Origin of the sequence: Sphingobacterium sp. UBA7253 (assembly GCF_002472745.1) — a bacterium.
In the GTDB taxonomy this organism is placed as follows: Bacteria; Bacteroidota; Bacteroidia; order Sphingobacteriales; family Sphingobacteriaceae; genus Sphingobacterium; species Sphingobacterium siyangense.
The window spans coordinates 9,067-21,809 of the sequence record NZ_DKSP01000047.1 but is presented as its reverse complement, the minus strand read 5'-3'; the positions used below and the strand labels follow the sequence as shown (position 1 = coordinate 21,809).

At 38.9% G+C, this 12,743-nt stretch carries 13 protein-coding genes; 8 read left to right on the top strand and 5 right to left on the bottom strand.

Annotated elements, in window-relative coordinates:
- The 3 genes from B2X72_RS04480 to B2X72_RS04470 form a co-directional block, all read left to right on the top strand.
- A partial coding sequence (locus B2X72_RS04480; RefSeq protein WP_286848395.1) for a hypothetical protein occupies positions 1-220 on the top strand: 220 nt, incomplete at its 5' end.
- A gap of 309 nt (positions 221-529) precedes the next feature.
- Positions 530-1,420 (top strand): DUF4886 domain-containing protein, encoded by an 891-nt coding sequence (locus B2X72_RS04475; RefSeq protein ID WP_244294465.1) that lies wholly within the window; start codon positions 530-532, stop codon positions 1,418-1,420.
- A gap of 7 nt (positions 1,421-1,427) precedes the next feature.
- Positions 1,428-1,928: a DinB family protein gene (locus B2X72_RS04470; RefSeq protein ID WP_145328157.1), complete on the top strand. Its 501-nt coding sequence runs from the start codon at positions 1,428-1,430 to the stop codon at positions 1,926-1,928.
- Between the two features lie 78 nt (positions 1,929-2,006).
- Here the strand turns inward: B2X72_RS04470 and sucD are convergent, their stop codons facing one another.
- A complete protein-coding gene (gene sucD, locus B2X72_RS04465) occupies positions 2,007-2,879 on the bottom strand; it encodes a succinate--CoA ligase subunit alpha (protein ID WP_070564656.1) in 873 nt (290 codons plus the stop codon).
- Between the two features lie 90 nt (positions 2,880-2,969).
- The gene (locus B2X72_RS04460; RefSeq protein ID WP_070564659.1) at positions 2,970-3,503 is read right to left on the bottom strand and encodes an RNA methyltransferase; all 534 of its coding nucleotides are present in this window, start codon (positions 3,501-3,503) and stop codon (positions 2,970-2,972) included.
- 113 nt (positions 3,504-3,616) lie between these two features.
- Between B2X72_RS04460 and rpsT the strand changes: the two genes are divergently transcribed.
- Positions 3,617-3,871 (top strand): 30S ribosomal protein S20, encoded by a 255-nt coding sequence (gene rpsT / locus B2X72_RS04455; RefSeq protein ID WP_046671646.1) that lies wholly within the window; start codon positions 3,617-3,619, stop codon positions 3,869-3,871.
- Positions 3,872-4,019: 148 nt separating this feature from the next.
- On the opposite strand, the gene B2X72_RS04450 is transcribed toward rpsT, so the two are convergent.
- The gene (locus tag B2X72_RS04450; RefSeq protein WP_075991192.1) at positions 4,020-4,871 is read right to left on the bottom strand and encodes a 3-keto-disaccharide hydrolase; all 852 of its coding nucleotides are present in this window, start codon (positions 4,869-4,871) and stop codon (positions 4,020-4,022) included.
- Positions 4,872-4,910: 39 nt separating this feature from the next.
- A complete protein-coding gene (locus B2X72_RS04445) occupies positions 4,911-5,744 on the bottom strand; it encodes an AraC family transcriptional regulator (protein WP_075991193.1) in 834 nt (277 codons plus the stop codon).
- Between the two features lie 433 nt (positions 5,745-6,177).
- On the opposite strand from B2X72_RS04445, the gene B2X72_RS04440 reads away from it, so the two are divergent.
- Positions 6,178-7,674: an acetyl-CoA hydrolase/transferase family protein gene (locus B2X72_RS04440; RefSeq protein ID WP_145328158.1), complete on the top strand. Its 1,497-nt coding sequence runs from the start codon at positions 6,178-6,180 to the stop codon at positions 7,672-7,674.
- A gap of 347 nt (positions 7,675-8,021) precedes the next feature.
- Here B2X72_RS04440 and B2X72_RS04435 read toward each other — a convergent pair whose 3' ends face one another.
- Positions 8,022-8,519, bottom strand: coding sequence for a DinB family protein (locus tag B2X72_RS04435; RefSeq protein WP_145328159.1), 498 nt, complete (start codon positions 8,517-8,519; stop codon positions 8,022-8,024).
- 315 nt (positions 8,520-8,834) lie between these two features.
- Between B2X72_RS04435 and B2X72_RS04430 the strand changes: the two genes are divergently transcribed.
- The 3 genes from B2X72_RS04430 to B2X72_RS04420 all read left to right on the top strand — a co-directional run.
- On the top strand, positions 8,835-9,881 hold the full coding sequence (locus B2X72_RS04430; protein WP_145328160.1) for an alpha-L-fucosidase: 1,047 nt from the start codon (positions 8,835-8,837) through the stop codon (positions 9,879-9,881).
- Positions 9,882-9,964: 83 nt separating this feature from the next.
- On the top strand, positions 9,965-10,372 hold the full coding sequence (locus B2X72_RS04425) for an EthD family reductase (protein WP_286710366.1): 408 nt from the start codon (positions 9,965-9,967) through the stop codon (positions 10,370-10,372).
- 184 nt (positions 10,373-10,556) lie between these two features.
- The coding region (locus B2X72_RS04420; RefSeq protein ID WP_286848392.1) for a right-handed parallel beta-helix repeat-containing protein at positions 10,557-12,743 on the top strand (2,187 nt) is incomplete at its 3' end.

Here is a 12,743-nt window from a genome sequence, read left to right as displayed (position 1 = left end):
TCCGTATTTCCATGTACAGGCCATTGCCTATCCTCCGCCTAGTGGTTATCGCAGCACAGGACCGTCGGTGAGCCTGCTCCATCGGAAGCTGTTCCGCAACTATCCTTTACTAGCCTTGTCAAACGCTATTGCTTTTCAGCAGTATCCTATAGCTGCATATCGACAAGTACAGCAAGAGCTACTCGTAATGATTTTAGGAATACTCCTGTCCTGCTACTAGCCTTGTCAAGCTATATTGTTTTTCGTCTGTATCGTATTGCAGTATATCAATTGGCCTTGCAGTAGTTACTTGTCATAACTAATTTTATATGTTATCTGACTGTTGGGAAGTATACTGGTAGTGGTTAAAGATATAGCTATCAGAATTACATGTTATACAGCTATTTTCCACTATTATTAAGTTTTATGAGCAGATATCCCTGTCCCAGCTGCTGTCTCGATAACTTACAGATGGGAGAAAATCTCCCTTTCTAGGTATATCATTCGTATTTCTACGAGATATTATCTAATTTAGTTGTTATTGCATTATATGATGATAAAAGTAAAACAGGTATTGGTTTTTGGTTTTTTAATCGTATTCTTTTTGAGGAATAATCGATTAAATGCGCAAAATAAGTCTTTGGATGATGGTGTGCTACGAATATTGGCCATCGGTAATAGTTTCTCGGAAGATGCTATTGAACAGAATTTATATGAATTGGCGAAAGCCGGCAAGAAAAAGATAGTGATCGGCAATCTCTATATTGGGGGAGCTCCTCTAAGTTTACATGTAAGTAACGCAAAAGATGATAAGCCAGCTTATCGCTACCGGAAAATAAATCTTGACGGGCAAATGTCCGAGAAAGCAAATGAGCGCTTATCTGAAGCGCTTATCGATGAGGCTTGGGATTATATTAGCTTTCAGCAAGCAAGTCCGCTATCAGGAGATTATGATTCGTATGCGAAGGATCTGCCACCTTTATATGATTATGTAACAAAACATATTCTATTTCCTGAAACTAAGTATATATTGCATCAAACTTGGGCATATCAGAACGGTTCATCGCATGAAGGTTTTGTTCGTTATAACCGTAGCCAAGATAGTATGTATAGGGCTATTGCCAATACTTCGCAAGAGGTGTTTAACTGGGGTAATTTCGATCTGTTGATTCCTTCGGGTACAGCTGTTCAGAATGCACGTTCGAGTTTTGTGGGGGATAATTTTACACGTGATGGTTATCACCTAAATCTGAACTATGGACGTTTCGTTGCTGCCTGTACCTGGTATGAGGCGTTATTCCATGAAAATATACTGAACAATACATTTTTACCGCTCAAAGTAACCTATGTAGAGGGAGAAATTGCGCGAGCAGCAGCACATAAGGCAGTGGAATTCCCCTATGCTGTTACCGTATTAAAAGATTTTCAATTAATGAACTAGTATTTATATGAGTATCAAAAAGAGCTATTTGATCGAATTGGATCACGAAACAAAAAATACCAAACGTATTCTAGATCGGATACCGGACGATAAATTGGATTGGCGCCCGCACGAAAAATCGATGAGTTTGGGCGAATTGGCTGCTCATGTTGTCGAGTTACATAACTGGGTACACAAGGCAATACCAAAGGACGTATTTGATTTTAAAGTAGATTATAAGCCTCTCAAAGTATCCTCTGTCGAAGAGTTGAAAACAATCCTCACTCTTGGACTGGAAGAGAACAAGGCAACACTAGCGGATATCGCCGAATTGGATTGGTTTAATGAATGGGTGCTTAAAGCTGGGGACCATGAGATTGCCCGTTTGCCACGAGCGGGAGCGATACGTTTTATTGTCAATAATCATATCGTTCATCATCGTGGTCAGTTGACTGTTTATTTGCGATTATTGGATATTGCTGTACCGGGCTTATATGGACCGTCGGCAGACGAAGCAATGTCTAGTTAATGTTGTCATCTAATTATTAGGTATAAAAAAAAGGGAATCAAATTTGATTCCCTTTTTTTTATATGCTCGATGGTCTAATTATTTAGCCAATTCTTCTGCGATTGCTTTTCCAATTTCAGCTGGAGATTCAACAACACGAATACCACACTCACGCATGATTTTCATTTTTGCAGCAGCAGTGTCATCTGCACCACCTACAATTGCACCAGCGTGTCCCATACGACGTCCTGGAGGCGCTGTTTGACCTGCGATAAATCCAACAACAGGTTTAGTACCGTGTTCTTTGATCCAACGAGCAGCTTCAGCTTCCATTCCACCACCAATTTCACCGATCATGATGATCGCTTCAGTTTCAGGGTCATTCATTAATAATTCAACAGCTTCTTTCGTTGTTGTACCAATGATAGGGTCACCACCAATTCCGATTGCTGTTGTGATACCTAATCCTGCTTTTACAGTTTGATCTACGGCTTCGTAAGTTAAAGTTCCTGATTTAGAAACAACACCTACATTACCTTTTTTGAAGATAAATCCTGGCATGATACCGATTTTAGCTTCGCCTGCAGTGATGATACCTGGGCAGTTAGGACCGATCAAACGAGAGTTTTTGTCGCTCAAGTAAGATTTTACTTGGATCATATCTTTTGTTGGGATACCTTCTGTAATACAAACAATCACTTCGATACCAGCAGCGGCAGCTTCCATGATCGCATCTGCAGCAAATGCTGGAGGTACAAAAATAATAGAAACATTAGCTCCTGTAGTGTCAACTGCATCTTGCACAGTATTGAATACAGGACGGTCTAAGTGTTGTTGACCACCTTTACCAGGAGTAACACCACCAACTACATTTGTTCCGTACTCAATCATTTGAGTAGCATGGTAAGTACCTTCGTTTCCAGTGAAACCTTGAACGATTACTTTTGAATCTTTATTAACTAATACACTCATTTCTTCTTTAAATTTTGCACACAAATCTACTATTTTGCTTTCTAAAATGGAAGCAATGTGAATAGGAATGTGACCTTTATTGATAAATTTTTAATTGAAATTGCGTTTTTGGATAAAATCCCAAAGAATAATGCCAATTGCGACAGATACATTTAAGGAATGTTTGGTTCCGTATTGGGGGATTTCGATGCAGGTATCAATTTTTTCCATGACATCTTCATCTACTCCATTGACCTCATTTCCAAAAATCAATGCATACTTTTTGTCATTTTCTGGTTCAAACTGATGTAACATAACACTATCATCTGCTTGCTCGATGGCAATAATGACATAACCTTCTGACCGAAGCTGATCAACAACAGCTGTGGTATCTTTGTGGTATTCCCAAGCAACTGATTGAGTAGCCCCGAGGGCGGTCTTTTCGATTTCGCGATGGGGAGGTGTGCCCGTAATGCCACACAAGTATATTTTTTCAATAGCAAATCCGTCTGCAGTACGGAAGGCCGAGCCTACATTATGCATGCTCCGTACATTGTCCATAACGATTGTGATAGGAGTTTTTTCTTGTTTTTTAAACGATTCAACATCTGTACGTTGAAGTTCATCCATCGATAATTTTTGCATGTCGCAAATATACTAAACCTAAAAAATAAAATAGATTTTGAATATTGAAAATAAGGTGTTATTTTTGCAGTCCGAATTACAAGAAAAAATTGAATAAAAATTAGCTAAAAAAAATGGCAAATCATAAATCAGCGATCAAAAGAATTAGAGCAAACGCTACTAAACGTTTAAGAAACCGTTACCAAGCAAAAACTACACGTAACGCAATCAAAAAATTACGTCACACTACTTCTGCAGAAGAAGCAAAAACATTGTTACCACGCGTAATTTCTATGCTTGATCGTTTGGCAAAGAAAAATGTGATCCACAAGAAAAAAGCTTCTAACAACAAATCTAAGTTAACAAAATTTGTTAACGGTTTAGCGTAAGCTTTTCGTATAGATATAGAGGGGTACAGCTCGCTGTATCCCTTTTCTTTATGTTATATACTTTGGATTTCTCTTTCCAAGCGAATGGTAAATAAAAAAGCATCGATATTCGATGCTTTTTTATTTTAAAACTGACTTGGAGTGTTTTTTATTGTTGCAAATTTGGAAGTAGCTCCGCGATGACCTTTTTCAATTTGTTGGGATCTTTCATGTAAGGTTCTAAATCGTAAAGTTCCACTTTTTTAAAGTCAATGGGATGACTCTCACTCTGCAGTGAAATAGTCCCCTTACTTAAAAGCTGACCATCCTTTTTCACTTTAGGATCGAAACCACTTACATTGCCGCCACCAATTTGGGGTTTATTATACTGTAATACGACCTTGTTTTCAAGGATATGCTGCACAAGTGAGTCTCCCAATACTAAGAAATCAGCAGTTACCCATTGATCTCCAGCATAGGTTTTTGATGTTGAGCTGATGCAATGTGGTGTAAATAGCTTATTGTCGATTACAACGTTTGTGCCTGGTGTACAAAGGTTACTTGTGGTCCGTTCGTCCTTGCCATTTCCACCCAACAGTTGCCCTTCGATCGATATTGGAAAGTCTTGATCCACCCCCATGGTATTAGGATCCTGTCCATGTAGCATGGCTCCGCTATTACGCCAGGCCCAACCTTCTCCACCATTTACCTGTTCACCAACAAATCTGTAAGTGACGCGCAATAAATAAGCTGAGAATTCTTTATTGTAGAATAGATGGCCATACTGAAAATTAAAATTATCATAACCATCATATCTTACTTTGAGTAAACCGTCTTCTACACGAAATGTATTTTTATAATTATCCCCAACTTTGTGGTTTCTGATTTTTGGGGTCCAGTTCTTCAGATCTTTCCCATTAAATAACTGAATGGGTTTGGGTTTCTTATCTTGAGATTTGGCAAATAAAGAAGTGCTGAGCAATAAAATTCCAGCACTATAAATGATATGTTTGAATTTCATCCTGAATTAGGTTTATTGACCTAAATTAGGTAAACATTTTTAAATAAGCAATTCTTTTTGTTTGACGTATTCGCTTGGACGGATACCGACGACCTTATTGAATGTGTTACTAAAGGTGGGGAGACTATTGTATCCAACTTTGAGTGCAACTTCATTTACACTTAGTTTTTCGTCTAAAAGGAGCTTAAGAGCAGTCAGCATTCTGAGAATCGTGTAGTACTGGATAAAAGACATATTTAATTCTTTTTGAAATAGTCTGGCTAATGTACGTTCACTAATGTTAAATAATCCGGCAAGTTTTTTAAAGCTGACATTTTCCTCTATATTCTCTTCGAGGTAAGTAACGATATCCTTTAATTTCTGATGATTAGGATAGGGTAAGGCCAATGGAAGCTCATGCAGCGATAATTCCGGCAAGATAAGTTTAAATGCTGTAGCGATACTATATTTAGGTTCTTCGACCGGAAAGATATTGCCATTCCAGCGGTTGGTAAACATAATCAGCTCTATCAAAAGATCATTTACTGGATAGATTCCCATTTTGCTATAGAAGGGTGCGTCATTATTGGTTTTGGGAAAGTACAAATTACGCATAACGACCTCCGGTGTACTTGGATGAATACTATGTTTTATTCCAGCGGGAATCCACAAATAATGTCGGGCAGGTAGAAAATATGATTTTTCCTCTGTCTTAACAAATACGACACCGCCTTCTGTATATAAAAATTGGTCCTTATCGTGGCAATGTTCGGAAATATGATTCTCTGCAATAATGGCGTGGTGACAGTAAATGCTATCTTCAAATGAGTCTACTTCCGTCATATAATAACGGTTGACATATTTAGCATCTGTCGTTATATCTTGTGTATTCATTTTAACCTATAATACTATGTCACAAAGGTAAGACTTTTTTACTAGACCCCACCTTTACTTCTTGAAAGTGAGTGTATGCTTACGTTAAAATGGCAATTAATCGACGAGAGAGTTAGTCTTTACTTACTTTAGTTTTGCCTTTGTTATTGTAAGTTGTTTGTTATCAGTGTGATATATATTATCGATCAGTGTGATATAAAATATTTTTTTATTATGATTTGTTGTATATTTTTGATTTGTAGCGAGTTGTGTCTTTTTAGTCTCGTTTGGATAATTTTGTGTCGAATGGTAATAAATATGCAGTTTAAAAAAATGCTAAAATTGTTTGGTTAAGAGGTGGGAAAATATAACAAAGAACTTTACAAATAAGGGAAATATATAGGTTTCAATTTCTTAAGTTTACAATAATGGAATAAAATCAAACTATAACAATATGGCTTACGAAAGAATAAAAGTTCAAAGCTTACATGATAAAGTGATTACAGCGGAAGAAGCTGCTAAGCTATTTCAAAACGGAATGGTCGTTGGATCGAGTGGTTTTACTAAGGCTGGAGACAGTAAGGTTGTGTTACCAGCCTTGGCTGAACGTGCAAAAGTGGATCCATTGAAAATAACCTTGATTACTGGGGCTTCGTTGGGACATGGAACAGACGGTAAATTGGCGGAAGCGGGGGCACTATCCAAGCGGATGCCTTTTCAGGTAGATCGTATTTTACGTAATAAAATTAATGCCGGGGATGTGCTGTTTATTGATCAGCATCTAAGCGAAACAGCCGAATTGCTGCACAATAAGAATTTGCCTCAGGTGGATATTGCTGTTTTGGAAGTAGCAGCAATAGAATCAGACGGAAGTATTGTTCCAACGACTTCTGTGGGAAATTCGGCTACTTTTGCTGCATTGGCTAAGCAGGTTATTTTGGAGGTCAATACTGCGATACCGATGACGATTAAAGGGATACATGATATTTACCAAGCAGAAGATTACCCTCGCCGTAATGTTATTCCGATTGTAGCACCTGAAAATAAAATTGGGCGTAAAACTATTCCTTTGGACGCAAGCAAGGTGGTGGGAATTGTGTTTACGAATGAGCTTGATAGCCCAGCCGATATTGCTGAACCGGATACCAAAACTACAGCGATAGCGAAGCATATTTTACAGTTTTTCGAAAATGAAGTAGAGCTAGGTCATTTGTCAGAAAGCTTGATGCCCCTCCAAGCGGGTATTGGAAAAGTAGCTAACGCTGTTCTAACTGGATTTATACATAGTAAGTTCCGTAATCTAACGATGTTTTCTGAAGTGTTGCAAGATAGTACCTTTGACCTTATCGATGCTGGAAAACTGGATTTTGCTTCTGCTTCTTCAATTACTGTTTCGGAAGAGTGTTATTCAAGAGTGTTCGATCATTTGGATCGATACCGCGATAAAATTGTATTGCGCCCACAGAACATTTCCAATACACCTGGACTGATCAAACGTTTGGGAATTATAGCAATTAATACAGCCATAGAGTTTGATATTTATGGAAACGTAAATTCTACCCATACTTCGGGAACAAATATCATGAATGGTATCGGTGGATCGGGTGACTTTGCACGTAATGCTTATTTGAGCATCTTTGTTACACAGGCAGCCTCTAAAGGGGATGCAATTTCTCATATTGTTCCTATGGTTTCTCACGTAGATCATACCGAACATGATGTCGATATTTTGGTAACAGATTATGGTTTGGCAGATTTGCGTGGTTTAGCGCCTCGTGAGCGAGCGAAAGTAATTATTGAGAACTGTGTACATCCCGATTATAGGGAGCAGCTATCAGACTATTATAACCGCGCTTGTAAAAGGGGAGGGCATACACCACATTTGTTAGAAGAGGCTTTTAGCTGGCATATTAATCTTCGTGAAAAAGGAACAATGAAAAAAGATCACTAACCGAGGGCGCGCGGTTATATATAGATTAAATGTATAAAGAAAGGCGAGGTTTAATGGTAGACTTCGCCTTTCTTGATGTATAACTATCACAAAGAAAATCACGTATTCATTTTATTGGCACGTTCGCCGATGATATCACAGACGTACCATTGATTGCCCATGGTAGCATAATTTCCCTGGCCGCAAACTCCAGAAGTGGAAATCGAACTTTCTTTTTCAGTAAACACTCTTGTAAGCTTAATATAAGGCATTCAATACTGGATTGCTGTCCTTGCTGTTTCGCCGCTGCGACAATTTCTCGGATTTGTACTTTACTGGTAATTTGGTCCATAGCGCTGCTCGAATCCCTATTGTTGATCTTTATAAATATTCCAATAATTAAAGTCTGTCATTGGGGCATCCGCAATTCCAATAGCTCGGCCCATTGTAACGATCTGTCCCCTATGATATGTTCCGTGGAGGATCAGCTGTTGTATGTATTCGTACTTTGTGAAATCGCATTGAAACCATGGTGATTCCACTTTGATATTTTTTTCAAGATCCAACTCAGATAGCTTGTGTACATAATCCACAAGTTGAACTGAATTTCTTCTTAGTGCTTCAAATATTTCTTCTTTTGTGGTTCGCTTTTTTTCAAAATCGAAATCATTGCTTTCTGAAATGTGGCTCCACCAATATTCTTGTGTCTGCAAGATGTGGTTTAAGGTTTTCAAAATGGTCGGGAAGCTTGAAGGTACCTCCTGGTTAAGTTGGTCGTCCGATTTATCAGCCAGCCAATTGATGTATTTATTGACAACCCAGTCGTTATACTCGGCACTTTTTGTGATTAAGGTCTTTAAACTCATAATTTCAATCTATAGTATGGTTTTTAATGAAATATTTACTAAATATAAATCCTTTTTGGAAAGAATTTATATTAAATTTCATAGCAGATAGACTGTTTGAAAAGCTGCTTTGGAAGTTTTCATTTTTGTAAAATTGAGGCAGGTATAGCCCTATAAGCTAAGCGTAACTTCTTTGCAATAAATAAAAAGTGTTGTTCATATTTTTTATATTTATTTTGCAATAGCAGAATGGTTTAGCATTTGTCGAATGCGCAAGATACCAATAGAAGATTCGACAGCCGCTTGAGCTTGTTGGATTAACCAATTATAATAAATATGATAAAAGCAACGCATTGTATTCTTTCTCTACTAGCCATGTTGTTTATGAACATGGGAAACGCCCAAGTTAATAATTTACAGGAATCCAAAAAGGATTTTGATGAACGGATGCATTGGTTTAGGGAAGCAAAATATGGAATGTTTATTCATTTTGGGCTTTATAGTCAACTTGGAGGGATATATAAAGGGAATTCAACCAAAGGATATGCCGAGTGGATACAATCGGAAATGAATATTCCGAAGGCAGCCTATTCGGAGCTGATTAACACATGGAACCCCAAGGACTTCAATGCAGATCGTATTGTTCAATTGGCTAAGGATGCTGGAATGAAGTATATCGTCCTGACGACCAAACACCATGAGGGCTTTTGTCTGTGGGATTCCCCCTACACAGATTATGATATAGCTTCGACCCCAATGAAAGGAAGAGATCTCGTGCGGGAGTTGTCCACAGCTTGTAAGAAAGCTGGGATCAGATTTGGTACCTACTACAGTATTATCGATTGGCATCACGATTCGCAATATGTCGATCCCAATGGTAAAGGAGATTGGGGCCAGATCCTCATCAAGCCAGAACAGAAAGCTGCTTATATTCAATACATGAAAAATCAATTGAAAGAATTGGTTGTAAAGTATGATACTGACATCCTTTGGTTTGATGGGGACTGGGTGAACTGGTGGGATATGGCCGCAGGAGAAGATCTTTATCAATATCTACGCAAATTGAAGCCCTCTCTTATCATTAATAACCGCGTAGCAAAGCGTGATCAATTTAAGCGAGATTTTGGAACGCCTGAACAAGAACATCCTGGAGCATTACTGGATTACGATTGGGAAGCCTGCTATACCCTGAACAATTCTTGGGGATATAAAAAATCAGATAATAATTGGAAATCTCCCACAGAAGTAAATACTAAGCTACGAGAGATAAATGAAAAAGGTGGAAATTTGTTGCTCAATATTGGACCTGATGCTAACGGAAACGTGCCGGTTGCTAGTAAAGAAATTTTGTTGAAAGCAGCCACAGAGCGCAAAAAGAACTAATCTAAGCAATATTCGCTGCTTGTTGACTCATGGCAAATGTTTTTGGAAAAAAGAGTGTTATTTAATCTTACTTATCAACAAATATGAAAACAAAGATCATTTTAGTTATGGTTTTGATAACCATGCTGTTGGGCTTTCAGTGCAATGTAAAGGCAGATCCACCTTTTCATAAAAAAGGGATGATCAAGGTATCGATTTTTTATCGTAATGGACCTGGAAAGACATTTGATTGGGATTATTATCTCTCGAAACATATTGCGCTTGTCAAAAAAGTTTACGGTAAAGCACTGAAAGGCGTAACCATTGATAAAGGGCTTTCGGGACGTAGCTCAGCAGAAGGTCCGATTTATTTGGCCATTTGCCATTTGTATTTTGATGCTGTTGCAGCCTATCAGGATCCTTTAAAAGAAAATGGGAAAAAGTTTGCTGAAGATTTTCCAAAGTACACGAATATTGCGCCAGAGGTACAGATTAGTGAAGTGATTCAATAGACCCTTCGTTAATTAGGCGAAATACTATTGTTTTGTGAAATATAAATCTGATTGAATGAAACACGAACTGAAAAAGTCGTTTGTGCATAGCAAACGACTGTATTTTTATGGACTTATAGACCTAACTATATAGCAGGTTTATAGTCGATGTAATCTAGCTAAAACTATATGAACGATTAAAATTATGAAGATATCTTGTATGCTATTTCCTAAATTATTATTTATTGGCCTTACCGGTGTCACTTCGCTTAGTGTGCATGGGCAACAGGCTGGCTCGGTCAAACGTATTTATGTCAGTACAAAAGGAAGTGATAGAAACCAAGGAACTATGGCCAGTCCCTATGCCACAGCTGAAGCCGCATTCCGATCGGTAGAAAAACAGAAGCAAGGGAAAAATACACCAGGCATCGAAATCATCTTTATGGCAGGCACCTATCAGCTGGATAAACCGATTGAATTGTCTGCTGGGATATCGGGTACAAGAAGGCAACCCTTGCGGATTAAAGCTGAGGATGGAGCACAAGTTACGCTGAGTGGTGCCAAATCGCTTAACCTCAAATGGAAACAGGGCGATCATGGTATTTGGGAGGCTAAGGTCCCAAGAGGATTAAACTTCCAAAGTCTATATGCTAATGATAAGCATCTTGTCCGAGCACGTTATCCAAACTACGACCCCACTGTCTTGCCATTTCAAGGCTATGCTGCAGATGCATTAAGTCCCGAACGTGTTGCAACCTGGAAAAACCCTAAGGGGGGAATTGTACATGCTTTGTATGCTGGTCGCTGGGGAGGATTCCATTATAAGATTACCGGAAAAGATGGCTTATCAACAGTTACACTTGAAGGTGGACAGCAAAATAATCGTCCCAGCAAAATGCACGAGACCTATCGCTTTGTAGAAAATATCTTTGAAGAACTCGATACCTTTCAGGAGTGGTATTTGGATGAGGAGAAGGCACTCTTGTATTATATGCCTGCTAAAGGAGTTGATCCCAACCAGCTGAAGTTTGTAGCGCCACAATTGGAAAATCTAATCTATCTTTCAGGTTCATCTTCCAGACCAGTGCATGATATTGAGGTTAGTGGCCTTCGCTTCATGTATACTGCTCCTACCTTTATGAAAACAAGCGAACCACTCTTACGTAGTGATTGGACGATCTATCGACAGGGAGCCGTAAAGATTGAAGGTGCGGAAAACTGTATCTTCCGCGCGAATGATTTTATCGCTTTGGGTGGCAATGCAATATTTGTTAATAATTACAATCGCGGGGTCAAAATCGAAGGCAACCGGATTGAACAGATCGGTGCCGGAGCGATCAATTTTGTAGGAGATCCAGCAGCAGTACGCTCACCGGAATTTCGATATGAAAAATTTGTTCCGTTTGACCAAATGGATACCATCAAAGGGCCAAAAACCGATAATTATCCTATGGACTGTGAGGCGAGTGACAATCTGATTCATAACATTGGATTGATCGAAAAACAAGTAGCAGGTGTACAGGTCTCTATGGCTGAATCTTTACGAATTTTGCATAATACCATTTACAATGTGCCTCGAGCAGGTATTAATGTAGGTGATGGAACCTGGGGCGGTCATGAGATAGCTTACAATGATGTTTTTAATACAGTCCTGGAAACCAGTGATCATGGAGCCTTCAACTCATGGGGGCGCGACCGATTTTGGCATCCCAATCGAAAGGAGATGGATGAACTGACGGGGAAACATCCCAATTTAATATTGCTGGATGCAGTCAAAACAACTAAAATTCATGATAATAGATTTCGCTGTGATCACGGTTGGGATATTGATTTGGACGACGGATCGTCCAACTATGAAATTTACAACAATCTTTGTTTAAGTGGGGGACTAAAACTAAGAGAAGGATTTTATCGCAAAGTGTATAACAATGTGATGATCAACAATGGTTTTCATCCACATGTCTGGTTTCAGAATAGTCACGATGTATTCCGTAATAATATTGTGATGGAGTCCCATCAGGATATACAGGTCAAGTATTGGGGGGAAGAGGTAGACCATAATATCTACGGAAGGCAGGATGACCTAGACAAGGATCGGGCGAAAGGCATAGAAAAACATGGTCGTGTTATTCAATTGAACTTTACGAATCCTGCAGATGGCGATTTCCGATTGAAGAACTGGAAAGATCAGGATTTTAAAAATTTTGACATGCTGCATTTCGGGGTTATGAGTAAAAGACTTAAAACTCTTGCCGCTAGTCCTGAAATACCTCAGTTGATCCAATCCGAAGCAGAGGAACAGGGGAGCAGATGGGCCTGGAAGTCGGGCTTATTTAAATCAGTGGAGACTTTGGGAGAGCAGTCGGCTGCGGGCCTACCCTCGATAAACGGC